Raw genomic sequence first — 23,057 nt, forward strand, 5'->3', positions numbered from 1 at the left:
TTCGCGCTCATCGTCAACTATCACAGATGCGTAGCGTACCGTCTTAAATCATAAAGCGTACTCGACGCGTCGTAATATTTTGCTATTTAGCGCTTTTGCCTTACAAACTCGCCAACTGAATACTTACCATACCTAATACCGCAGCATTAAGACGGTTAAACCAACGCCAGAAATTAGGGCGCTGCATATGGTGTGCAAAACGTGCGGTTAAGGTACTCAAACCTACGAACCAAACCACCGATGCACCAATAGCTCCACCCACAAACCACCATTTATTTTCTTGCCACTGACTCGCTAAGTTTCCCATCAATAATAAAGTGTCTAGGTAAAAGTGGGGGTTTAACCAAGTTACTGCCAACGCAATGAGCAGTGCTTTTTTGAACGACAGTTGCTTTTTCGCCATTTCTAAAACAAGCGCGTCGTTGGCCAAAGATGATTTTATTTTGTTAAAAGCAATCCACAGTAAGAACGCAACACCAGCCCACTTGGTGATAGACACCAGCATTGGGTATTCCTGCAATAGCAAGCCAAAGCCCATCGCTCCTAAGCTTATTGAGATAGCATCGCTTAGGATAAACAGCAGGACAAATAAGGTTGTCCACTGTCGCTTCATCGATTGCTCAATCAAAAAACTGTTTTGTGCGCCTACTGCAATAATTAGGGTACCGCCCATCACGAAACCACTTGTTGCTGCCGCCAACATGATAAATGCCTCTTAGTGTAAATAAGTTCAAACGCCGTAGCTGTAACGCGGTTTAAGGTTACATGCTGAATAATTGGCTTGATTTTATACACCTTGAAAGACTAAATTAAATTAATGATATTTGTTTTGAATAAGCAAAATTAATACTTATAACCTTCTTTTCACAGGTAGTCATTAATGTTGGATTACGACGCGCTTCGATGCTTTCATGAAGTGTTACGCTACGGCGGATTTGAAAAAGGTGCACAGGCCCTAAACCTCACCCAGTCGGCGGTATCGCAAAAAATAAAACGGCTAGAGCAGAGTGTCGGCGGCCCAGTGATGGTTCGCACCAAGCCGCTTCGCGCTACGCCACTGGGAAAAGAGCTGCTGGCGCATATTCAAAAAGTAAGCGTATTAGAAGAAGCGCTGAATATACAAAGTGGATTAGAAGCGTCGGCTGCACCTATAAGCGTTGCCGTGAATAACGATGTGCTGGCTACCTGGTTCTCGCAAGTAATGGCCGCGTTTAGTGATAAGCGTGCCAACCCGATTCATATTGTTAATGCGGATCAAACTCAAACCCGAGACATATTACAGCAAGGCCGTGTGATGGCTTGCATTAGCCAAACAGGTACACCCGTTACCGGTGGGCAATCTATAAGACTGGGAACCATGCGCTATCAACTTTATGCATCGCCTCGCTTCATTGAGCGATACCTGCATAAAGAAATATCCCCCCAGAGCGTGATGAGTACACCGGGTTTGCTGTACGACGAATACGATGTGACTTTGCTGACTGATTATCAACGAGAGTGTTTAAACATAGCCCCCTCTTTTACAACTTGTCATTGGTATCCATCGTCTCATGGCTTTGTCAAAATGGCGCTAGATGGCGTGGTGTGGGCTTTGCTACCCACGCTTCAAGTTGAACAAGAGGTTAACGAAGGCGATCTCGTTCCGTTATTTCCTCAAAAAGAGCTTGGTGTACCGTTATTTTGGCATTGGACAACCCTTGAATCGGCAGCGCTTGCCGACTTGACCAAAGCCGTAAAAAATATAGCGAAAGCGCAGCTTAAATGACCCTAATACACTGCGTGTGTGATACGTTGCTGGAAGGTTAATTAAGAAGACGCCAATTGAGCCGTCTTATGCTTCTCCTTAACGCTGTACATCAGTTTATCTGCTTTATTTAACAGAGTGGTGAGATCTTTGCAGCGTTCATTTGTGATGTATGTGCCTACGCTTGCCGTAACAGAAATAACAACGTTATCGGTTCTAATATCCCTTTCCAGAAGACTGGCTTCTATGCGCGCAGCCAAGCGCTCAGATTGTCCTTCACTGTAACAGTGGCTTAGCACCACAAATTCATCGCCGCCAAGGCGCCCTACTGCATCTTGGTCTCGGCATCGGCTCAGCAGAATTTTAGCAATAACCTGCAGCACTTTATCGCCGCAATGGTGCCCGTAATGATCATTAATCTCCTTGAAGTTATCAACGTCGATAAATAGCAAGGTCAAATATCCTCCTTCCTTGTTGAAGTTAGTAAGCAGGCTTTGTGCTATCCCCTCCCATCCACTGCGGTTTAGCACTTTACACAAGGAATCTGTAGACGCACGTTTGAATGCACTAAGCCTGTCGTCATCGAGCTTTTTTACCTTTCTCGACGTGGCAATAGCAAAAATAAACGCTTCAATAGTTATTCCCACAATAAGTCCGTAGCGGTACATAAACGCTGACACGTCTGAAAAAACCAATCGAAACATCATGGAAAACACCATGACAGCAATACCCATTAATACTAAGTTTGAGCAATGTACTTTGCGGTAGGCGGCATAAATACAGCTTGATAGCGTACAGGTCATTGTTATCAGCGTGATAAGACTTAGCGTACTATTTACTCTCATCGCATCAGAAGTGGACAGAATGATCTGCACAAATGAAAGTGCCAGTGCCGAACACGCCATTCCCAGAATAAACTGGCGCTGCCATACTTTTAGCAGTGCTTTGAAATCGAGTAGTTGATCAAGAAACTTTACCGCAGCAAATACCGTGATCCCTGCGAATAACAGATGCAGTTTAAAGTTCGAGAAAAAGGCGACATGGGGAAACGCAATGTTCAGTAACCCTTCTTGAAGCAAAAAGAAAATTGCCGCACTGAGCACATAGAAACTGTAGGAGTAAAAGCCGTAGTTGCGCATACTCGTTCCCAGCATTCCTACGTACAAGGTTAACGCTAAGCAAAAGCCGATGAACAAGCTTAATGTGAAGGTATGTATTGACGCCAACGTCTGAAAATCATTTAACGTAGCGATATTTAGCCTGACAGGTCGCTCTACCTGAGAGTTAATATCTAAAAATAGACGCTTATGGGTATTATCTATTGCATAGGACTCAAATGCGCCGGTTAACTTGGGGACTTTTTGCATCTCGCTGTCATACAGCTGATTATAAGAAAGGTAGTTTCTTGGGAAATAAAGAACGTGAGTCGCGTTGACATCGCAGCTTAACGAAAGTCGCTGTGCACCTTCTTTAAGTACGATAGACAGAGCACTATCGGTATCAGTATCAGAAGTACCATTTTCAGCATTAATGACGCACGCTGCATTGGCAAACGTGCCGAACGTCAGCAAAATCAACCCAAACAACAAGCGAACAAAATTACGCGACACTCCACATGCCATAGATTTGCTTCCTACTGGTACCGCAGCTAAATCCGTGTAGCAAAAATATCCCTGTACGGCTATTACACAAAGATGAGTTATGAGTATTTATATTCTGGTATAAAAACTCACACCCATTAAGCTTAGTTTAAAAATGTGAGAACGCTGAAAAATATCCTGCGGAATGACAAGAAATGTATATTTTTCCTATGCGGAGTTAGCTGCTAGCGCCGTCGAAGGAAAAATCAATACCACTAACACCATTTAATTTGGGCTTTGCGAACAAGAACCCCTGAAATCTTTGTACACCCGCATGCTGCAACCACAGCCACTCATCAATCGTTTCGACGCCTTCTACCACCAAGGGAATTCCCATAGAGTTGGCAAACTCGAGTACAGCCTCGGTTATTGCTTGTCGATGCCCGCTTTCGTGAATGCCTGTCGTTATTTTTCTATCTAATTTAATTTTGTCTGGTGTGAAGTCTGCGAGTAACGATAACCCTGCGTACCCTGCGCCGAAGTCATCTATAGCGACTCTCATGCCTCGTGAACGGATCTGCTCTATTGCTTGGTAAAATGTGTCACTTTCGCTGATTATTTCTGTTTCGGTAACTTCGATAACAAGCTGCTGTGGTTTCAATTTATTGCGTTTAACCAATTCGTGAAGGTAGTCTGCGACGTTGACGGTGGAGGTAATCGCTCCGGGGCATAAATTGATGGATAAAGACTGGTCTGAAGATAGCAACGCAGCGCCTTGCTTAATTGCTATAGCTTTGCTTTTCAGGTCAAAATCGTACTTTTCCGGCCCAACCAGCTCCTCCAAAATAGTCTCAGGATATCTCCCATCGTTACTTCTGATTAGGGCTTCAATTGAAGAGACACGAGATCTGTAGGTATCCACAATAGGCTGAAAGGCAAACTGAATGTCAGAGTTTTCGAAGGGTTTAACTGCTTTCTCTGACGTCGTAACGTTAGCTCTTACGTCTTTGCGCGCGTTATCACTTAAACAAGTTCGCCATTTCCCAGAAGCAAAGCTGTTGAGAAGCGCAAATATCCGGCTTTCCCGGCTAATATTAATATCCGGAGGTAACCAATAGCAGCGGCTTCCTTCTGCGACAGAAAGCGTTCTTAAATGCCAATCTCCAAAATCGCGTTTGTGAATGACCATTTCGGTCACTTTCATAATGTTGCTGTGACGACTGTCTGTTTTTATATGTTCGAAAAGCGCGTTTACCTTCTCACAATCTCCTTCAAGCACTTGAAAGAAGTATTCCCCATCAAACAAAAGAATACCTGTAATGTGGTTTTTCGCATTAAATGGCAGTGAATCGTTTGTTATTTTAAGAAGTTCATTTTCATCAATTTTTACCGTCGACTGACTTCTGTAAACTAACTGCTTAAGCACGGGTTGCCTCTTGTTAAACTTTGTTTTCATCCCTGCTTCGAACTAGCTGCAACCTCTTTTTACAGCTCTTTTATCATAGTGTGGGGCAAAGTATAGTCTTAGAAACGAGAATCTCGCAAAGTCGGTTTAGGTAACTTTGCTTAACTTAAATTAACGTCTTTCAATGGCGGGAATCTCAATATATGCATCGGGATCAGATTCTTTTAGCGCATTAAGTTTACGTTTTCTTGTCGCTCGCTCATCAATAGTTTCACCAAAAACCTGTACATGTAAGTCGGCAATCAGCGCCTTGCCCTGTTCATTGGTAATTATCCCTAGAAGCTCGCCAGCGTGCATAAACCCTTGTACCCGATATTTCTCAGCATCGACCTTTTTACCGTTTTTGCTGGCTGTATAAAGCGCGATAAGCTGTTCGGTACAAGCATCTAAAAAACGTACCTTCTGTTTCTCATCAATCATTATTTTATTCTTTCCTTCGGTGGCTTGTATTCAGACACCTTAGCGAGATTTTGATGTTATGGGTAGATGTAAGCTTAACTATGCGCCTAACGCTGACTAAGTTGGGCCAATTGATTACTTCAACTAAAGTTCATTGGTGAAATAGCCGTTTGATGCCTACGCTCTCATTAGTGCTAGAAAGAAACTTTCTAGGTAGTCACCGTTAAATTTATGTGAGCATCACTATGCGAGTTCAAATAGCGTTAGGCTTAGTTGCTGCCTTGGTATTTGCCCCCGTTGTTGTTGCAAAGGGAAATGCTCATCATTGGGAAACGTCACCCCATCATTTATCTGCATTGGTAGGTACCACTTACACAAAAGAGTGCGGAAACGCTTTTACACTAGGTATCGATTACGAATACCGTGTGAGCGATTTTTTAGGCGTAGGCTTTGTGGCTGAATACGCGTTTGAAGACTTAGACGCTTACACCTACCTGCTTGTTGCTGACCTGCACATTACCAATAATTTTATTGCACAAATAGGCCCCGGCGTTGAGTTCCACGGCAGCCATAAAATGGAGGTGGCCCGGTTAGGCTTTTTGTATGAGTTTGAAGTATCGGGGGTTACCATATCGCCGCAGCTTCATTACGACTATCACCGAAATCATAAAAGTGCAGTGGTTGCTGGTCTAGCAATTGGTATGTCGTTTTGATTACAGCGCAATACTGCGCCGTTTTTAGCTTTTTATATAACGAAGGCTTTTAATCTAACGTTAATCTTCTAGAAAGTTCTTTTTAAGTAAGTCTGTTTAGTCTTATCTGTGTTCAATTATCAGACTGAGAGACTACGATGAAAAACTTAGCTTTAGCACTAACCGCCCTTCCCTTTATTGCTTCAGCATCCAATGCAGTTGCATTTGAAAAAGGCGACATTCTCGTCCGAGGTGGCTTTGCCACGGTTGCACCTGATGAATCGTCTTCAAACATTAACGTGGGTGACGACTTGGGCTTTGGCCTGACCATTGATAACAACACGCAATTGGGCCTCACCGCGGCCTATTTCATCACGGATAGGGTTAACGTAGAAGTATTAGCCGCAACGCCGTTCACACATGACGTTAATTTCGCTATCGACAACCCATTAGGAACAGGTAACCAGTTAGGCGAAGTAACCCACCTTCCGCCCACAGTGACGGTTAACTATTACTTTAACGATCCATCAAGTGCTTTTCAGCCCTATGTGGGTGCGGGTTTAAACTATACGATTATTTATGACGAGCAATTTACGGGAGCTAATGAAGAGGCAGGGCTTAGTGACTTATCTCTTGATAACTCGTTTGGCTTAGCCGCACAAGTGGGAATAGACTATCAGTTAAGCGAAAGATGGTTTTTGAATGCCGCCGTTCGTTGGATAGACATAGACACAGAAGCAAGCTTCAACCTAGGTGATACCCGGGGCTCAGTGAGCGCTATTGAAATAGACCCCTTTGTCTATGCTATTTCGCTAGGTTACCGGTTTTAGTAACCGTTTAGTTCTTTGATTTCCGCAAAGTGTACGACAATTTGGAGCGTGGTGAGGTTCTAAACCACCTGCCCTGCTGCCCAACCACTGCTCCATGCCCACTGGAAGTTAAAGCCACCGAGCCAACCAGTTACGTCAACCACTTCGCCAATGAAGTACAGGCCTTCGACATTTTTCGCCATCATGGTTTTTGATGATAGGTCATTGGTATCAACACCGCCTATAGTAACCTCGGCGGTGCGATATCCTTCTGTGCCGTTTGGCTTTATTTGCCAAGTCTCTAGGGTGTCAGCAATGGCGTCGCACTCGCCGTGAGTCAGCTGTTTCACCGGCACGTTGCGCCAACTATGATACTCAACAAGGCTCTGTACCATACGCTTTGGAAATACTTTATTTAAACAGGTAGCAAGCAATGCGTCTGGCGTCTCTGTGCGTGCAGTTTGTAGAAGCGCCGTAGCATCGTCGTTAGGTAGCATGTTGATACTTAAGCTGTCACCCGCTTCCCAATAGCTGGAAATTTGGAGCATGGCAGGGCCGCTTAACCCTCGGTGGGTAAACAACATTGCCTCTTTAAACGTAGTGTCGTTGCAGCTGGCATATACATCAACTGCGATACCGCTAAGCTCTGCCAGTGTGTCTTTATCTTTATCGTGCAAGGTAAAGGGAACAAGTGCTGCACGAGTAGGTAATACGTTAAGACCAAATTGCTGCGCTATTTTGTAGCCGAATGGCGTGGCACCTAGCTTGGGCATGCTTAAACCGCCGGTAGCAATTACAAGGGATTCACATTCATACTCACCATCCGAGGTTGTAAGTGAGTACCCACTTTCATTCTTTTCTACACTTAGAATGTCGCAACGAGTGGTAATCGTCACATCCGCTTTGTTGCACTCATTTAGCAGTAAATCGACGATCTCTTTGGCGCTATCATCACAAAACAGTTGGCCTAAGGTTTTTTCATGGTAGGCAATGCCATACTCGGCAACCAAGCCAATAAAGTCCCATTGAGTATAGCGACTGAGTGCCGACTTACAAAAGTGAGGGTTTTGCGAAAGAAAGTTTTCCGGGCCTGCATACATGTTAGTGAAGTTACAGCGGCCACCGCCTGACATCAGGATTTTTCGGCCCACTTTTTTAGCGTGATCGAGCACTTCTACGCTGCGTCCGCGCGCGCCGGCCTGCGCCGCACAAAAAAGCCCTGCAGCTCCTGCACCAATAACAATTACATCGCGCTTGATCACAATTAACCTCTAGGAAAAACGGCCAATGGATGTGTGGTTATTAGCTGTACGAAAGCGCGAGTACCGGGCTTTATAGCATTTTCGTGGCTTACTCGTACTTTAAGCTCGTCGCCGCAATCCAAGACAACCGCGTAAAGCCGACTTTCGCCTTCGTAGCGTACCCATTCAACCGTACAGTTAGTTTCACTAAGTGTAGCATCTAAGCTTAAATCGTCAGGGCGTACCAACAAGTCTACGTTGCCGCTTGCACCTTGAAGCGGTGTGCCCGGCACATTACCAATATCGGTAACCACTGTTTTGTCTGTATTTGCTGCGCTGCTATCGAACGTCGCACTTAAGAAGCTCGCCTCGCCCATAAAACGCGCCACAAAACGGCTGGCAGGAGAAGAGTAACAGGCTTCAGGTGTGTCTAATTGCTCAAGCACACCTTTATTAAGTATACCCACTCTATCGCCAACGCTTAGCGCCTCTTCTTGATCGTGCGTTACCCAAATAGCAGGTACGCCTGCTTTTTTTAAGGCATCGCGAATTTCCCAGCGCAAGCTGTCTTTTAGCGCAGCATCAAGGTTTGAAAGGGGTTCGTCTAGCAATACAAAGGAAGGTTCGTGAGCTAGCGTTCTTGCTAGCGCAACGCGCTGCTTTTGACCGCCAGAAAGACGTGCAGGTTTTGCATCGCGGAAGTTATCTAGGCCTAATAATTGAAGCCAATGATCGGCCAGCTTAGTGTCTTTTAAACGAAAGCAAACGTTCTGCTGAACGGTAAGATGAGGAAACAACGCAAAGTCTTGAAACACCATACCTACGTTACGCTTTTCAGGCGGAACATGTTTGTTTGCTGTACTTTCCCATTCACCTAGGCTCATAGCCCCTTCTGAAATAGGAATAAGCCCAGCCAACGCTTGCAAAATGGTGGTTTTACCGCAGCCGGTTGGCCCCACCAGCATCAGGATTTCGTCTTGTCCAAGCTCAAGATTTAACTTGTCGACAACGCGGGTAGACCCATAATTCACAGACAAATTATTTACACTAAGCATTACGAACGATCATCCTCGGTAACGGTAAACTGGGCTTTTCTTTCGCCCGACAGCATGAGGATTAACCCCACACCTGATAATAAAACAAGTAAAAGCCCTGGCACGGCTGCGCGGCCAAAGTAACCCGCTTCGTAAACTCGCCACATATAGGTAGCTAAGGTTTCAAATCCTGTAGGTCCTAACATTAGCGTTGCAGGTAGTTCGCGCATGGCTTCTAAGAACACAAGCGCTGCGCCCGCTATCATACCACGAAGGGTTAACGGCAGCGTAATTCGCATAAATGCCTCACGCGGGCTAGCGCCCAGCACGCGAGCGGCTTTTACCAGACCTGAATCAATATTCTCAGCCGTACTTCTTACACTTCCCACAGCAAGTGGGATAAAGCGCAGTACATAAGCCATCACAAGCAGACTTAACGTTTGATAGAGCGCTGGCAACTGCAGGCCAACATAAACAAGGGCCGTCCCCATTACGATACCTGGAACCCCAAAGCCAAAATAAGTAATGCGCTCCATAAAACGTCCAGCTTTTCCGGCAATAGCGGCGTGAGCCACCGGAATGGCTAGCAATACAGCAACAATCGCTGCAATAAATGACGCATGAGCTGAGTTCCACGCATAGCTAAATTCAAAACCGCCGGCGCCTTCTCGCACTAACCACAGCGTAAAAATAGCAAGGGGAAGCACAATAGCCATAAATACCACCGGCATAGTAGCCAGCAACATTAGGTTTCGCTGCCAGCGAGCAGGAAACAACGATAAATGCTTACCTGGGCGCTCTTGAGCGCCACTAATACGACTTTCTATAAATAGAATAAGCCCAACAATAACCATTAGCTGAAGGCTCAGCATGGCGGCTTGACTAAGACCGAAGGCGTTATACTCAACAAAAATAACACGGGTGAAAGTGTCAAAGCCCATTATTGCAGGCGTACCAAAATCGGATAACGCATAAAGTGCAGCAAGGAGTGCCCCTGCGGCAACGCTATTCACAACACGCGGTAAAACCACTCGCCATAAGCTTGCGCCTAAGGTTAACCCTAACGTACGCGCCGCGTTAACTAAGCTTGCATCTAAACTCAGTAAGCTTGAACGGGTTGTCATCATGACAAATGGATAAGTATAAAGGCTCATGACCAGCGCAGAGCCCCAAAGGCCGCTGATAGGTGGCGTGCTAATTCCCAGTACGTTTTCAATTTCGCCACCTGTGCCAAATGAAAAGTACATCGCAAATGCGCCAATGTAGCTTGGTAGTGCTAATGGCGCGGCAAGTAAAATGAGCCAAAACCGCTTAAATGGCATCTGCACATAAGCGGTTAAAAAGGCAAGCGGTACTCCGATAAGTACAGAGCCAATAATGGTAAGCACCACCAATGACACCGTGTTCGCTAGTACCCTTAAGTTATGGGTATCAAAAAGTTGCGCACTATCTTGAGCTAGAGAAAACAAAACGCCGACGGGCAATAAAGCCATCAGCGCGATAAGAAGTGCCAGTGGATACGACTTTGGCCAATTTGTCACAGTACGCCAACTTCCCTCATAAGATTAAGTGTAGGGCGTAAGTCAGCCAGTTTACGAAGGTCCATTTCAGGCGGTGACAGCGTGCTTAGGTCAGCTAAGCCTTGCGGCTGTTCAACCCCTTGAACCAGAGGTATTTCGTAGGCTTCGCGAGCAAGATAAGACTGAACTTCGTGCGAAAGCAGGTAACGAATAAAGTTAACCGGCAAGTCGCCGTCGCTCAATGCCACAATACCAGACGCATTTACTAGGCAACCTGCGTCGCTTTTACTGTACGCAAGCGCTACGCTTGCATTTGGCTTACCTGATTTAAGGCGAAGGGTATAGTAGTGATTCGCAAAGCCAATATCGACTTCACCACGTTCAACGCCCATCACTACACCAAGTTCACCTGCGTACTTTTTCGAGTGCTTATTAATGCCTTTAAGCCATGATTTAGTGGCTTTATCGCCCTCTAAAATGCGCATTGCCGTGACAAAAGACTGAAACGATGAGTAGGCTGGCGCCCAGCCAATTTTTAAATCGCTGTCGGCTAACGCCATCACGCTTTCAGGGATTTGCTCCGGTTTAACACGCTCAGTGTTATAAGGCAGTGTACGCACACGACCTGTTACCGGTGACCAGCTCGGGTACTGAAAATCTTCACGCAGCTGCGCAGTAAGGTCGTCTGGCAACGGCTTAGCCGCGCCAGCATCAGTTACCATGCCAATCGAGCCCGTGTCTACGGCCCAGAAAAGGTCAGCGCGTTTAACGCCTGCCTTAGTCTCAGCTACGATGGTGTTGGCCAATGCCGCAGAGCCGCCGCGTCTTATTTTAAGATTAAGCTTTGGGTTGCGCTTTTCAATGGCCTTTAGAACATTCTCGTACAAGCCACCTTCACCACGACCTAAGTAAAGTGTGAGATCACCTTCTAATTTAGGCAATGACTCAACTGACACACTGCCTGTTTGTGTCATAGCGTGAGCAAAACTAAACGGCAAACCAGATAATGCACCGGCCGCTGCTAAGCCTTGTAAGAATGTTCTACGTTGCATACACCTTCCTTAAAATACGTCTTTACGACTTTGTTCTACTTCAACCAAAAGTGCGCGAGCGCGGTCAAGTTTGGCCTGCATAGACTCTACGACCTTACGAACTGAATCAACGCCAGTGTCTTTTGAGATAGCTTGTGGAAGCGTTACGTTAAAGTCTTTCTCCAAGTCTTCAACCAAAGCTGCGTTTTTCGCAATCAAATCACCTTCCACACCTTCAAATCGTTGAAGGTAAGTATCGTGAACGAGTGTAGTTGCTACTTCGTGAAGCTGTTCCGCGTACTTAGCAACAACACGATCAAGACGTGTTTTAATATCGTCGATAACTTCAGGGCCTGTGGTAGGTTCTTTTTCGGTGGTCTGAACCTTGTTCACTAAGCCTTTCTTTTGATACTGGGACGCAAGTTTAACTGCGCCTAACGCCTGCCACAAGGCATGATTTAGCTTCTCTTGCTCTACGCGCACGTCTGCAACAGGCTTGCCTTCATCAATGGCGACTTTCACACCATAAATACCTTGCCAAATAGAGGCGTAAATAGGCACATACTGGGTTTCAATAGCAGAGTGAAAATCCACCTCTTCCCAATACTCAATCAGTGCATCGGTCTTAAGCGATTTATCTTTTGCTTCATACGCATCAACAACACTGCCAAACTTGCTTTCTAACCAATGTACCTCTTCCGTATATTCGCCGATGTGCGCGTGAAGATTGTTCACGTGATCGCCAATGGCACCGTTAGCAAGCGCCTGAGAAGATAGCATCGAGAAAGTGACCGCAGAAGCCAGTACCAAAGCACTCATTTTTTTCAGTGTTGTTGTCATAATTATTCCTAAAACGTTTGTCTTTTCGCGCAAATGATACTTATTATCATTAAGCAAGTAAAGGTAACTGAACGAGCCCACATGCTAAGTAACGTAGTGTGTTAGCCCTTATTTTTTCTGCACTTTCGACACAGAATACTACATGTTAGTTCATTAACCTTCACTGAACGTACTGATATTCAACGCTATTTACAGAGCGCCAGATCATACATAGGTTACATTTTAATGAAAATGGCGACCAAGTATACGCTTAACTAAAGAATACCAAGCTGCATAGATAGTTGCCCACTCAGAAGCTTGCCAGACCTTCTCGAAGGGCGAGTAATTAACTATGCGGACTGGTATGAACGAACCTTCACAAACATCTAAACGAAAAAAGCCCGCAACCTTAGTTGCGGGCTCTTGAGATTATTAACGCCGTATTTTCGGTGTTACAGACTATCTAACATGGTTTGCGCATCGCTGACGTCGAAACGACCTGGGTCTTCAACGTTTAGCTTTTTCACTTCGCCATCTTCCACGAGCATGGAATAACGTAACGAACGCAAGCCGCCGAAATTGCCCGTGCTCATGTCTAAGCCAATTTGCTTGGTAAAGAAACCATTGCCGTCTGCCAGCATTATGATCTCTTCAGCGTTGCTCGCTTTGCCCCATGCATCCATAACAAATGCATCGTTCACGCTTAAGCAAATAATACTATCAATACCTTTGGCTTTAAGCTTATCGGCAAGCGCTACATAGCCCGGTAAGTGGGCTTGAGAACAGGTCGGTGTAAATGCACCGGGTACCGCAAACAATACAACGCGTTTATCCGAAAACAGTTCGTTCGTTCCTGGGTTGGTTATTTCGCCGTTTTCTAAAAGGCTAAAATCTACTTCAGGCAAAGTGCCCCCAACTTGTATCATGCTACTCTCCTAGATTTTTTTGACACAAATACACATCAAATCTGTGCTTTTTGCTTTCAATAGCCATTGATGCTTTTATTCCTGCCAGCACGTCTGCACTGTTTGGGCGTTTCACCACTACCCGGTGCGTGGCTAGCTCTAGTGCTGGCGGTAACAGCGCATCTGCGTCTGGGTCATGACCAAGCAGTTGCTGAAACAGCCGCATTTCCTTTTTCACCAAGGCTGACTTCTTTTTGTGTGGGAACATGGGGTCTAAGTAAATAGCGTTCACATTCTCACCAGTGAAGTATTGCATTACCTCAGCACTATTTCCATGTTGAAGCGACATTTTAGCTGCAAGTTCCGGAAAACTAAGCGCTAATCTGCGAATACCATCTTCAAGCAAGGCGGCAACCACGGGCGATCGCTCTATCATAGTGACCTTGCAGCCAACGCTTACCAATACAAAGGCATCACGACCTAGCCCAGGCGTTGCATCCACTACGTGCCATGCTTCATTGCCTTTAAGACCAATGGCCTTAACAATGGGCTCTTTGCGCCCACCGCCGTGCTGCTTGCGATACAAACTAGCCGGCGAAGCAAAATCAACCTCTACCGGATTCACTTTTTTCTCACCAGCGTCGGCAAGTCCAAGCACGCCGTTTTGTACCTGCAAATACAGGCCTTCGCTAGGCTTTTCACTACTGCTAACAACAGGAAAACCCCACTTTTCGCTGATTGCACTAATTAATGCAGCGTCATCCCTATTGGCGTCATCACAAATAATTAAAGGCACATGATTAAGCATGACCGTACTGTTCCTTATGCCCTATCCATCTATTAATGATGGCTTGAGCGTGAGAGGGGTATTTGTCCCAAAGGGTATAGGCAATTTCCTGAACCTCAGGGATAAGAGCGGCGTCGCGTACTAGGTCTGCTATTTTAAGCTCGGCCATTCCCGTTTGCTTAGTACCCATAAATTCACCCGGGCCACGAATTTCCAAATCGCGCTGGGCAATATAAAACCCGTCGTTAGATTCGCGCAATACGCCAAGGCGCTGAGTGGCGGTTTTCGATAGTGGGCTCTGGTACATAAGTACACACTGACTTTCTACTGCACCACGCCCCACTCGGCCTCTAAGTTGGTGAAGCTGCGCTAAACCTAGTCGTTCAGGGTTTTCAATGATCATGATGCTGGCATTAGGTACGTCTACACCAACTTCAATAACGGTAGTCGCTACCAATAAATCCAGCTTTCCGTCTTTAAAGTCGGCCATAACCTGCGCTTTTTCAGCAGGCTTTAAACGCCCGTGTACCAAACCAACGTGTAGGTCTGGCAGCGCAGTACGAAGGGTAACCGCAGCGTCTTCTGCTGCCTGACACTCCAACACTTCCGACTCATCAATGAGCGTACACACCCAATAGGCTTGGCGGCCGTTTTCTTTACAGGCCTGACGTACGCGCTCTATCACATCGGCGCGGCGTGTATCGGGTAATACCACGGTTTGCACCGGTGTTCTGCCTGGTGGCAACTCATCAATAACCGAGGTGTCTAAATCGGCATAGGCTGTCATGGCCAACGTTCTTGGAATAGGCGTCGCCGTCATAATTAGCTGATGAGGGTAACGACCTTGCTGTTCGCCTTTATCGCGCAGGGCCAATCGTTGATGTACGCCAAAGCGGTGTTGTTCATCTACAATAACCAGCGCTAGCTGCTGGTAATTTACGCTTTCCTGGAAGATGGCGTGAGTACCCACCAACATTTGAATATCGCCAGCTTCTAAGCGGGCTAATACTTCATTGCGGGCTTTGCCTTTCAGCTTGCCGGCAAGCCAACCTACTTCAATACCTAAAGGTTCTAGCCAGCCACGAAAGTTATTGGCATGCTGTTCAGCCAACAGCTCAGTAGGTGCCATTAATGCTACCTGATGCCCTGCACCAATGGCTGATAGCGCGGCCAGTGCCGCAACTAAGGTTTTGCCCGACCCTACATCGCCTTGTACAAGGCGCATCATTGGCCGCGCGTGCTGCATATCTTTTTGAATATCTTCCACTACCCGAGCCTGTGCCCCCGTTGGTGAGAATGGCAGTTGAGCGAGCATTTTATCGATAAGCGGCTGATTCACCTTAATAGGAATACCAGGCTGCGCGTCAGATAACTTACGTACTTTCAACACACTTAGGTGGTGTGACAATAACTCTTCCAGAATTAACCGATACTGAGCAGGGTGCAGCCCTTCTTCCATTTCGTGTACGTCTACATCGGGTGGTGGGCGATGCACCAAATGAAGCGCCTCATTAAGGCTAATTTGGTCATCGTAAATGCCGTCGGGCAGTAAGTCGGCCAACGCGCCTTTATCTAGTAGTTTTAAGGCCTGATCAGTTAAATTGCGAAGGGTTAACTGCTTAACACCGTCTGTGGTGGGGTAAACTGGCGTTAGTGATTCTTCAGTGGGTGGCGCGTCTTCATCCACTAATTTAAATTCGGGATGCATCATTTCAATGCCCCACTTTCCAGTACGTACTTCTCCGAAACACCGCACCGTGTTTCCTGGCGTCATAATAGACCGCTGCACTGCACCAAAGTGGAAAAAGCGTAAGGTTATGGTCCCCGTACCGTCGCTAAGCTTTACCACTAGCATGCGTTTTTTGCCGTACTGAATGTCGGCGCTCATAACCTCGCCCTGCACGCTTACATGGGTAAACGGGCGGCACTCTGCCACGCTATAAATACGGGTTCTGTCTTCGTAGCGGTGAGGAAGATGAAACAGAATATCTTGAAGGGTAAACAAACCTATTTTGTTAAGCTTTTCTGCCACCTTTGCGCCTACGCCTTTAAGCGCAGTAATGGGTGTAGTGGCCAGTGCTTGCATCAAGCGATATCCTTCTTTTGGAACATTAACTATTTAACCTTTGAATTGGCACAAGCTGGTGTTATTCAACGTGTTATAGGAAAAGAAGTGTAAAGGATTGTTGAGGGGTTGGCGAGTACGCTTTAGGCCAGTTTTTTACACTGGCCCCTATACAAGTAAGAGCAAAACTAAAAGTGCAACCAATAGGTTAGGCCCTAGTCGGCCTCTAGCGCGTTTGCCTCTGCTTTTGTGATCTGCATTTCTTTCCACCAGCTATCGTCGGCATCCACTTCACCAATGGCGTTAATAGCAGGCAAAGGCAAACCTTTGCGTTGGCAAAGTTTATACAAACGCGGGTAACCATTTTGAAAGGCCAATGCTTGGCACTCTGCTTCTGGTAACTGCTGGGTGTTATACATACCTGCAATAGTACGTTGGCGCTGGGCTTCGTAAAGTACTAGCGCTGCGGCTACCGATACGTTCAACGACTGCACCATGCCCATCATAGGAATAACAATGTCATGGTCGGCAACGGCTTTCGCCTCATCAGAGGCACCGTATTTCTCTTGACCAAACAAAATAGCCGTTGGCTTGGTGTAATCAATATCACGAAAATCGACAGCGGTATCAGATAAGTGGGTTACCAGTACCTGCATGCCTTGGCCTTTTAGTTCAGACATCGCGTCGTTGATATTATCGTGATTGGTTTGACGCACCCATTGTTGGCTGCCCATAGCAGTGCCGCGACGAAACTGATATTTCTTTTCCCACACGGTGTGAACGCGATGAATACCCACTGCATCACAGGTTCTCACTACTGCAGATACGTTATGCGGCTTGTGTACATTTTCAAGGCAAACCGTAAGATCTGTTTGCCTTCTTTCCAGCACTTGTCTTATACGCTGGTAACGCTCAGGTGACATGGCTTACTCCGGCAGTTCCATTACACCATCAATTTCAATTTGTGCACCTTTAGGCAATGCCGACACCTGAACGGCTGCGCGTGCTGGGTAAGGCTTGGTGAAGTAACGGCTCATAATTTCATTAACCGTTGCAAAGTGACCTAGGTCGATAAGGAAGATGTTCACCTTCACTAAGTCGTTTGTAGTGCCGCCCGCAGCGTCACACACAGCTTTAATGTTCTCAAAAACTTGTACAGCTTGCGCTTCAAAGTCGTCAGAAACCATTTCCATAGTTTCAGCAACAAGAGGAATTTGCCCTGAAAGATAAACGGTAGTGCCTGCTTTAACCGCTTGGCTGTAAGTACCAATAGCAGCAGGTGCCTTATCGGTCTGAATAATAGACTTAGACATAGTAGTTCCTAAATAGTGTAGTAATTAGTGTCGTGATTGACTATGACGAGACACTCTTTGAACTTCCGGCATGGTACGTATTTTCTTCATTACGCGAGCCAAGTGCACACGGTTGTGCGTGGTAAGTTCAAGGTCAATAAAGTAGATATTACTCTCTTTCTCTTCAGTTTGCAGACCAATGATATTGGAATCGCACCCTGAAATGGTGTTCGTTAAAGTTGCCAGTGTGCCCTGATGATTAAACAACTCTATACGCAGTGACGCTTTAAATTCGCCTTGCGGGTTGTCGTCCCACTGCATGGGCAGCACGCGCTGAGGTTCTTCTCGCGTTAGCTTGCGAATATTGTTACACCCAATTTGGTGAATAGTCATGCCGCGACCTGGGCTTAAAACCGCAACAATTTCATCGTCTGGAATAGGATGGCAACAACGAGAATAGTGAACAAGCAGGCCTTCTGTGCCGCGAATAGCCACATTACCTTTCTTATCTGATAAATCTGTTGTGCTTTCACCCAATAAACGGCGCGCTACAATTGCGCTTAGCTCGTTACCAAGCCCGATATCTACTAGCAAATCGTCAAAATTAGCATGCTTAGTTTCGGCCACCACACGTTCGATATCTTCGTTTGGAATATCGTCTAATTTCACGCTGCCTAACGCATGGCGAAGTAGACGGTTACCCATGTTGACCGCTTCTTGAGAGTGCTGTTTACGCAGATACTGACGAATACGGGTTCGCGCGCGAGCGCTCACCACAAAGTTTAGCCAATTTGCATTAGGCTTCGCTTTCGGCGAGGTAATAATTTCCACGGTTTGACCGTTTTCAAGCGGCTTACTTAAGCTGAAGTTTCTGCGCTCAACGCGCACACCTACGCAGGTATTACCTACATCAGAATGCACGGCATAAGCGAAGTCAACGGCGGTTGCGCCCATTGGCAACTCGATAATACGTCCGTCTGGTGTAAATACGTAAATTTCATCAGGGAACAGATCGGTTTTTACCGATTCGATGAATTCAAAGGATGAGCTGGCCGATTGCTGAAGCTCAAGTAAGCTTTGCATCCACTTGCGCGCTCTAAGCTGTGCAGTGGTGCCATTATCGCCAGGCTCTTTGTATAGCCAGTGCGCCGCCACCCCTTTGTCTGCCATTTGGTCCATTTCCTGGGTTCGAATTTGAATTTCCACAGGAATGCCGTGCGGGCCAATTAATGACGTATGCAACGACTGATAGCCGTTGGTTCGAGGGATAGCGATATAATCTTTAAAACGGTTTTCAATAGGCTTGTACAGCCCATGCATAGCACCGAGGGCGCGATAACAGTTATCTACCGATTGAACAACGATGCGAAACGCATAAATATCCATTACCTCATTGAACATAAGTTCTTTGTTTTTCATTTTGCGGTAAATGGAATACAAATGTTTTTCGCGACCCAATACATTCGACTCAATTTGGTAGGCGTCTAAACGAGTGTTCAGCTCTTCGCGAATATTTTCGATAATCTCTTTACGATTACCGCGGGCCTGGCGCACAGCAGACTTTAGTGCGCGATGACGCATAGGGTACATGGCCTGAAAACCCAAATCTTCAAGCTCATTTTTAATGTCGTGAATACCCAAGCGGTGGGCGATTGGCGCGTAGATTTCTAGCGTTTCTAGCGCAATGCGGCGGCGCTTGTCTGGTCGTAATGACCCGAGCGTGCGCATGTTGTGCGTGCGATCAGCAAGCTTGATAAGAATAACCCTGATGTCTTGCACCATGGCCATCATCATTTTACGGAAGTTCTCCGCCTGCGCTTCCTGTTTAGTGCTAAACGCGAGTTTATCTAGCTTACTAACACCTTCTACCAGTTCAGCAACGGTATCGCCAAAAGCTTCGGCTAAGTCTTCTTTGCTGTAATGGGTATCTTCAATAACGTCGTGAAGGAGTGCCGCCATGATCGTTTCGTGATCAAGGTGCATGTCAGCCAAAATACCGGCAACTGCAACTGGGTGAGTAATGTACGGATCGCCGCTTGAACGCATTTGTCCGTCATGCGCTTCTTGCGCAAGCACAAAAGATTCTTGTACCAACTGAACGCGGTCGGCTGGTAAGTACTCTAAAACTTTCTGCTTTAAACCTTCAAACAAATACACAGTGAAGCGTGACCCTTATCTAACGTTACAACCCTAAGAATACGTTTAATTGTGCAAGAAGCCAATACGCCAAAAGTAAAGCGCCAGTGCTTTTTTCAAAGCACTGGCGCTAAAATACCGATAAAACCGTTAAAAAGAGGTTTTATTGATCAGATAGGATGTTTGCTACTGATGCAAATTCAGCATGTTCTTGCTGCTCTTGAGCTTGAAGTTCTGCTTGTTCAAGCGTAGCAGCCGTTACCAAACCTTCTTCAATTTCACGAAGTGCTGTAACAGTTGGCTTATCGTTTTGAACGTCAACCATAGGATCTTTGCCTTCAGTGGCAATTTGACGTGCACGGCGTGCAGCAACAAGCACTAGGTCAAAGCGGTTACCAATTTTATCTACGGCATCTTCTACAGTTACGCGAGCCATGTATTTCTCCGAAAATTAGGTTGAGCAAGTTATTCAAAAAACGGCCGCGTAGTATACACATATACGTGGCGCGATCCTAGCGTTTTGTTTGAATTTGAAGCAGTCAGATCATGCAATTTATGCAGCGATCGTTCGATGCTAAAGCAAAACACGTATTGTTAAGTTAAGCTTACGCGCTACCGAGCAATTCGTCCAATAGCACTTGATGGCGCATTTGTTGTTTTCCTGTGCGAAGTCGCTGTGCTGTCACGATGGCTTCCAAATCATTTAACGCAGTCGCAAAGTCGTCGTTGATAATTACGCTATCGAATTCATTGAAATGAGACATTTCAGCTACGGCTTGCGCCATACGCCCTGCAATGACTTCTTCACTGTCTTGACCGCGATTATTTAAACGCTGCTCTAGCACGTCGAGTGAAGGCGGAAGAATGAAAATACCGCATGTGTCTGGCATAAGCTTTTTGACTTGGCGCGCGCCCTGCCAATCGATATCTAAAAATACGTCAATGCCACGGTGCAAAGTTTGTTCAATTGTCACGCGGGATGTGCCGTAATAATTGCCAAATACTTCTGCGTATTCAAAAAACACACCCTGTTCAATCAGCGCTTCAAACTGCTCTCGGCTCACAAAATGGTAGTGCACGCCGTCGACTTCACCCGGACGAGGTTGACGTGTTGTATGAGATACAGACACCTGCATTGGCGTAGCTGTATTGCTTTCATACTTTTCCATTAGCGCCTTTATAAGGCTTGATTTTCCTGCTCCAGAAGGAGCTGCAAGAATGAATAAGTTGCCGAGTAGTGAAGCCATAGGGTATTAAAATTCTTTCAAAATGTGGTGATTTCAAGTGGCAATGATAGCATATTAAGCGGTTGTGCCGTACCTTTCATTGCATAGTGAAAACTTGGATCACTCTACCAAGCTTATGCCGATGGGTTACCACAGCAAAAATTAATGGGGTCAGAGTACTTTTTCTGGCCCTAAATGTACTCTGACCCCAAAACTAGGAAATAAAGCATGACTCAGCAACTTCTGCCGTGCGTAGGGATAAACCCATCCACTACGCCTGATGCCTGCGTTATCTGGCTTCACGGTCTTGGCGATTCAGGCCATGGTTTTGCGCCTATTGTGCCCAAGCTAAAACTGCCCGAATCAATGGCGGTTAAATTTCTCTTTCCTCACGCTCCAGAACGCCCTGTGACTATCAATGGCGGCATGAGAATGCGCGCTTGGTACGATATCAAATCGTTAGATTTTGAAAGCCGTGCGGACTTAGAGGGTGTAAAAGAGTCGGCTGCTCAGGTAGAAGCGCTTATCGAAGCACAAATTGAAAGTGGCATTCCTAGCGAACGTATTGTACTTGCAGGATTTTCTCAAGGCGGTGTTATTGCTCTGCACTTAGCACCTAGATATGCCAATAAATTTGCAGGTGTTATCGCTCTATCTACTTATATGTGCGAGCCATCACTTCTTGGAAGCGAATCAAAAGACACAAACCGCGAAACGCCAATTATGATGGCACATGGTGAGCAAGACGAAGTGGTGCCGGTATTTATGGGCAATGCTGCGTTCAAAACGCTGAGCGAAAGTGGCTTTAATGCCACGTGGCAGACTTACACCATGCAGCACAATGTTTGTATGCAAGAGCTTAACGACATAAGTGCTTGGCTTCAAAAAGTTCTAGGGTAATGCCTTAAGAGCCTGTTGGCCCTTGCTGCAAATTACGTTCATATAATAAAGCTCAACAGGCCCTAGTATTTGAACAAAAGAGAAAGCTGGTGAAGCAACAAAAGCCAGCTTTCTTCTTAGCGTAAGTGGGTACACGTCTATCGATTGCAAAGTTGCGCCTTCCGTCTTTTCTTTATTTCACGTTTATTCCAAAACTATTCGACGACTCTGTTGCGCCCCGCATTTTTAGCTTTGTAAAGGTTGTCATCGGCCTGCTTCAAACAAGCGTGCAAGTTTGTATCAGTAAGCGCTGTGGCTACACCAAAGCTTGCGGTTATCGAGTGATTAACATCACCTTCTACAAACGGGTTAGCTTCAACCACCTTCCTCATTTTTTCTGCTAATTTTACCGCTTGGCTCAACGTCGCATGAGGGAATAAGACCAAAAACTCTTCACCACCGGTTCTTGCCACCACGTCAGTAGTTCTTACTGCTTCTTTCATTAGGCGAGTGATATGTATAAGCACTTCGTCACCAATATCGTGGCCATAGGTATCGTTGATTGTTTTGAAATGGTCAATATCTACCACCACCGCACTTAAAGGGAAATGAGCACCGGGATCTTGCATTGCGCGTTCAAAAAAAACAGCTTCAAGGAATCGCCGGTTAGGAAGTTTTGTAAGCGGATCGGTATTAGCCTGACGCATGCGCTCTAGATTTTCACGCAGCATTTCTTTTCTGCTTTGATGCCAGAAATTTTCACCTATAAAGGCGACGCAAATGAAACAGAACGTAGCGATTAGGAAGCGGGAAACATGCTCTGCTGGGTACTCAGCCACTATTTTTTCTTGATTGTAGAGCATAAAAATAGCGATACCCATGGTTACTGCTACGTAAACCATGGCGGGCTTGAAACGCACAACAACTATCTGAATAAAAAGCAGGGGAAAAATAAAATAAAGCCCAGTGTTATTGAGCCCGCCGGTATAAACCAAGCCGTTTATGGTAAATGCTACCACTAAACCTGCTAGATAATAAAAGACATCGACGCGAGGGAACATATGGGATAACGCCACATTGGCGTACACAAAAGCGGCTGACCCCGCCAGCGTTCCAACGAGCAATGGGTTGTTTGTACCCATGTTAATCCACGCCATAAACGCCATAATTGTGCCACCAACATAGGATATGAAATAAAGCGTTAAGCGCCTTCGTTTTGCTTCCGCTTCATCTTGCTGAGCACTTCTAAGTAATTGACGCAACGACGAACTGTCCATAAAAAGACTTATCTCCGCATTTAAAACTAATTAACCATTATTCCTTTCAGCATAGACTGAATGTTCAATAATAACCAAGGAGAAAACTGTGCCTAATTTCAAACATTAATACAGAAAATGCGTATACTACGGGGTATATCGTATGACGTTATGTGA

Annotated in this window: 22 protein-coding genes; 4 read left to right on the forward strand and 18 right to left on the reverse strand. The window is 45.9% G+C overall.

Features of this window, described 5'->3' with window-relative positions; translation table 11 throughout:
- Positions 1 to 100: 100 nt before the first annotated feature.
- A complete protein-coding gene (locus AWH61_RS16260) occupies positions 101 to 703 on the reverse strand; it encodes a LysE/ArgO family amino acid transporter (protein WP_014975330.1) in 603 nt (200 codons plus the stop codon).
- 177 nt (positions 704 to 880) lie between these two features.
- Between AWH61_RS16260 and AWH61_RS16265 the strand changes: the two genes are divergently transcribed.
- On the forward strand, positions 881 to 1,765 hold the full coding sequence (locus AWH61_RS16265; protein WP_039226907.1) for an ArgP/LysG family DNA-binding transcriptional regulator: 885 nt from the start codon (positions 881 to 883) through the stop codon (positions 1,763 to 1,765).
- Positions 1,766 to 1,806: 41 nt separating this feature from the next.
- Here AWH61_RS16265 and AWH61_RS16270 read toward each other — a convergent pair whose 3' ends face one another.
- From AWH61_RS16270 to AWH61_RS16280, 3 genes are all read right to left on the reverse strand, one after another.
- Positions 1,807 to 3,354, reverse strand: a complete 1,548-nt coding sequence (locus AWH61_RS16270; RefSeq protein ID WP_249922672.1) for a GGDEF domain-containing protein — start codon at positions 3,352 to 3,354, stop codon at positions 1,807 to 1,809.
- A gap of 208 nt (positions 3,355 to 3,562) precedes the next feature.
- Positions 3,563 to 4,750, reverse strand: coding sequence for a diguanylate phosphodiesterase (locus AWH61_RS16275; protein ID WP_075177688.1), 1,188 nt, complete (start codon positions 4,748 to 4,750; stop codon positions 3,563 to 3,565).
- A gap of 150 nt (positions 4,751 to 4,900) precedes the next feature.
- On the reverse strand, positions 4,901 to 5,209 hold the full coding sequence (locus AWH61_RS16280) for a hypothetical protein (protein ID WP_014975326.1): 309 nt from the start codon (positions 5,207 to 5,209) through the stop codon (positions 4,901 to 4,903).
- 224 nt (positions 5,210 to 5,433) lie between these two features.
- Here AWH61_RS16280 and AWH61_RS16285 point away from each other — a divergent pair, with 224 nt between their 5' ends.
- Positions 5,434 to 5,901, forward strand: a complete 468-nt coding sequence (locus AWH61_RS16285; RefSeq protein WP_014947817.1) for a hypothetical protein — start codon at positions 5,434 to 5,436, stop codon at positions 5,899 to 5,901.
- A gap of 137 nt (positions 5,902 to 6,038) precedes the next feature.
- Entirely contained in the window at positions 6,039 to 6,710 is a 672-nt protein-coding gene (locus tag AWH61_RS16290) for an OmpW/AlkL family protein (protein WP_075177643.1), read from the forward strand.
- A 59-nt stretch (positions 6,711 to 6,769) separates the two neighbouring features.
- Here AWH61_RS16290 and AWH61_RS16295 read toward each other — a convergent pair whose 3' ends face one another.
- The 13 genes from AWH61_RS16295 to gmk form a co-directional block, all read right to left on the reverse strand.
- Positions 6,770 to 7,951, reverse strand: coding sequence for a BaiN/RdsA family NAD(P)/FAD-dependent oxidoreductase (locus tag AWH61_RS16295; RefSeq protein ID WP_075177644.1), 1,182 nt, complete (start codon positions 7,949 to 7,951; stop codon positions 6,770 to 6,772).
- Positions 7,952 to 7,953: 2 nt separating this feature from the next.
- Positions 7,954 to 8,985 (reverse strand): ABC transporter ATP-binding protein, encoded by a 1,032-nt coding sequence (locus AWH61_RS16300; protein WP_039226913.1) that lies wholly within the window; start codon positions 8,983 to 8,985, stop codon positions 7,954 to 7,956.
- Positions 8,985 to 10,505 (reverse strand): ABC transporter permease, encoded by a 1,521-nt coding sequence (locus AWH61_RS16305; RefSeq protein WP_014975321.1) that lies wholly within the window; start codon positions 10,503 to 10,505, stop codon positions 8,985 to 8,987. Before AWH61_RS16305 ends, AWH61_RS16300 begins: the two co-directional genes overlap by 1 nt.
- Positions 10,502 to 11,536 (reverse strand): extracellular solute-binding protein, encoded by a 1,035-nt coding sequence (locus AWH61_RS16310; protein WP_075177645.1) that lies wholly within the window; start codon positions 11,534 to 11,536, stop codon positions 10,502 to 10,504. The genes AWH61_RS16305 and AWH61_RS16310 overlap by 4 nt, the downstream gene beginning before the upstream one ends.
- A 9-nt stretch (positions 11,537 to 11,545) precedes the next feature.
- On the reverse strand, positions 11,546 to 12,355 hold the full coding sequence (locus AWH61_RS16315; protein ID WP_014947811.1) for a hypothetical protein: 810 nt from the start codon (positions 12,353 to 12,355) through the stop codon (positions 11,546 to 11,548).
- 431 nt (positions 12,356 to 12,786) lie between these two features.
- On the reverse strand, positions 12,787 to 13,260 hold the full coding sequence (locus tag AWH61_RS16320) for a peroxiredoxin (RefSeq protein ID WP_014947810.1): 474 nt from the start codon (positions 13,258 to 13,260) through the stop codon (positions 12,787 to 12,789).
- Between the two features lies 1 nt (position 13,261).
- On the reverse strand, positions 13,262 to 14,047 hold the full coding sequence (locus AWH61_RS16325) for a class I SAM-dependent methyltransferase (RefSeq protein WP_075177646.1): 786 nt from the start codon (positions 14,045 to 14,047) through the stop codon (positions 13,262 to 13,264).
- Positions 14,040 to 16,112: an ATP-dependent DNA helicase RecG gene (gene recG / locus AWH61_RS16330; RefSeq protein WP_075177647.1), complete on the reverse strand. Its 2,073-nt coding sequence runs from the start codon at positions 16,110 to 16,112 to the stop codon at positions 14,040 to 14,042. The genes AWH61_RS16325 and recG overlap by 8 nt, the downstream gene beginning before the upstream one ends.
- Positions 16,113 to 16,306: 194 nt before the next feature.
- The gene (gene trmH, locus AWH61_RS16335; protein WP_075177648.1) at positions 16,307 to 17,014 is read right to left on the reverse strand and encodes a tRNA (guanosine(18)-2'-O)-methyltransferase TrmH; all 708 of its coding nucleotides are present in this window, start codon (positions 17,012 to 17,014) and stop codon (positions 16,307 to 16,309) included.
- Positions 17,015 to 17,017: 3 nt separating this feature from the next.
- Positions 17,018 to 17,404, reverse strand: a complete 387-nt coding sequence (gene ridA, locus AWH61_RS16340; protein WP_014975316.1) for a deaminase RidA — start codon at positions 17,402 to 17,404, stop codon at positions 17,018 to 17,020.
- 24 nt (positions 17,405 to 17,428) lie between these two features.
- A complete protein-coding gene (gene spoT, locus AWH61_RS16345) occupies positions 17,429 to 19,540 on the reverse strand; it encodes a bifunctional GTP diphosphokinase/guanosine-3',5'-bis pyrophosphate 3'-pyrophosphohydrolase (protein WP_039226917.1) in 2,112 nt (703 codons plus the stop codon).
- Positions 19,541 to 19,682: 142 nt separating this feature from the next.
- A complete protein-coding gene (gene rpoZ, locus AWH61_RS16350) occupies positions 19,683 to 19,955 on the reverse strand; it encodes a DNA-directed RNA polymerase subunit omega (RefSeq protein WP_014947805.1) in 273 nt (90 codons plus the stop codon).
- A gap of 169 nt (positions 19,956 to 20,124) precedes the next feature.
- Positions 20,125 to 20,766 (reverse strand): guanylate kinase, encoded by a 642-nt coding sequence (gene gmk / locus AWH61_RS16355; protein ID WP_014947804.1) that lies wholly within the window; start codon positions 20,764 to 20,766, stop codon positions 20,125 to 20,127.
- Between the two features lie 207 nt (positions 20,767 to 20,973).
- Here gmk and AWH61_RS16360 point away from each other — a divergent pair, with 207 nt between their 5' ends.
- Positions 20,974 to 21,645, forward strand: coding sequence for an alpha/beta hydrolase (locus AWH61_RS16360; RefSeq protein ID WP_075177649.1), 672 nt, complete (start codon positions 20,974 to 20,976; stop codon positions 21,643 to 21,645).
- Between the two features lie 194 nt (positions 21,646 to 21,839).
- Here the strand turns inward: AWH61_RS16360 and AWH61_RS16365 are convergent, their stop codons facing one another.
- Positions 21,840 to 22,901: a GGDEF domain-containing protein gene (locus AWH61_RS16365; RefSeq protein WP_049587575.1), complete on the reverse strand. Its 1,062-nt coding sequence runs from the start codon at positions 22,899 to 22,901 to the stop codon at positions 21,840 to 21,842.
- Between the last annotated feature and the right edge of the window lie 156 nt (positions 22,902 to 23,057).

This window comes from Alteromonas sp. W12, assembly GCF_001924945.1.
GTDB lineage: Bacteria > Pseudomonadota > Gammaproteobacteria > Enterobacterales > Alteromonadaceae > Alteromonas > Alteromonas macleodii.

Excerpts from the sequence above, each read along its gene's own strand:
- ridA (WP_014975316.1), bottom strand. The coding sequence starts at position 17,404 with ATGTCTAAGTCTATTATTCAGACCGATAAGGCACCTGCTGCTATTGGT.
- AWH61_RS16310 (WP_075177645.1), bottom strand. The coding sequence starts at position 11,536 with ATGCAACGTAGAACATTCTTACAAGGCTTAGCAGCGGCCGGTGCATTA.
- trmH (WP_075177648.1), bottom strand. The coding sequence starts at position 17,014 with ATGTCACCTGAGCGTTACCAGCGTATAAGACAAGTGCTGGAAAGAAGG.
- AWH61_RS16325 (WP_075177646.1), bottom strand. The coding sequence starts at position 14,047 with ATGCTTAATCATGTGCCTTTAATTATTTGTGATGACGCCAATAGGGAT.
- AWH61_RS16285 (WP_014947817.1), top strand. The coding sequence starts at position 5,434 with ATGCGAGTTCAAATAGCGTTAGGCTTAGTTGCTGCCTTGGTATTTGCC.
- rpoZ (WP_014947805.1), bottom strand. The coding sequence starts at position 19,955 with ATGGCTCGCGTAACTGTAGAAGATGCCGTAGATAAAATTGGTAACCGC.
- AWH61_RS16300 (WP_039226913.1), bottom strand. The coding sequence starts at position 8,985 with ATGCTTAGTGTAAATAATTTGTCTGTGAATTATGGGTCTACCCGCGTT.
- recG (WP_075177647.1), bottom strand. The coding sequence starts at position 16,112 with ATGCAAGCACTGGCCACTACACCCATTACTGCGCTTAAAGGCGTAGGC.
- gmk (WP_014947804.1), bottom strand. The coding sequence starts at position 20,766 with ATGGCTTCACTACTCGGCAACTTATTCATTCTTGCAGCTCCTTCTGGA.
- AWH61_RS16290 (WP_075177643.1), top strand. The coding sequence starts at position 6,039 with ATGAAAAACTTAGCTTTAGCACTAACCGCCCTTCCCTTTATTGCTTCA.
- AWH61_RS16320 (WP_014947810.1), bottom strand. The coding sequence starts at position 13,260 with ATGATACAAGTTGGGGGCACTTTGCCTGAAGTAGATTTTAGCCTTTTA.
- AWH61_RS16315 (WP_014947811.1), bottom strand. The coding sequence starts at position 12,355 with ATGACAACAACACTGAAAAAAATGAGTGCTTTGGTACTGGCTTCTGCG.
- AWH61_RS16265 (WP_039226907.1), top strand. The coding sequence starts at position 881 with ATGTTGGATTACGACGCGCTTCGATGCTTTCATGAAGTGTTACGCTAC.
- AWH61_RS16365 (WP_049587575.1), bottom strand. The coding sequence starts at position 22,901 with ATGGACAGTTCGTCGTTGCGTCAATTACTTAGAAGTGCTCAGCAAGAT.
- AWH61_RS16260 (WP_014975330.1), bottom strand. The coding sequence starts at position 703 with ATGTTGGCGGCAGCAACAAGTGGTTTCGTGATGGGCGGTACCCTAATT.
- AWH61_RS16280 (WP_014975326.1), bottom strand. The coding sequence starts at position 5,209 with ATGATTGATGAGAAACAGAAGGTACGTTTTTTAGATGCTTGTACCGAA.
- AWH61_RS16360 (WP_075177649.1), top strand. The coding sequence starts at position 20,974 with ATGACTCAGCAACTTCTGCCGTGCGTAGGGATAAACCCATCCACTACG.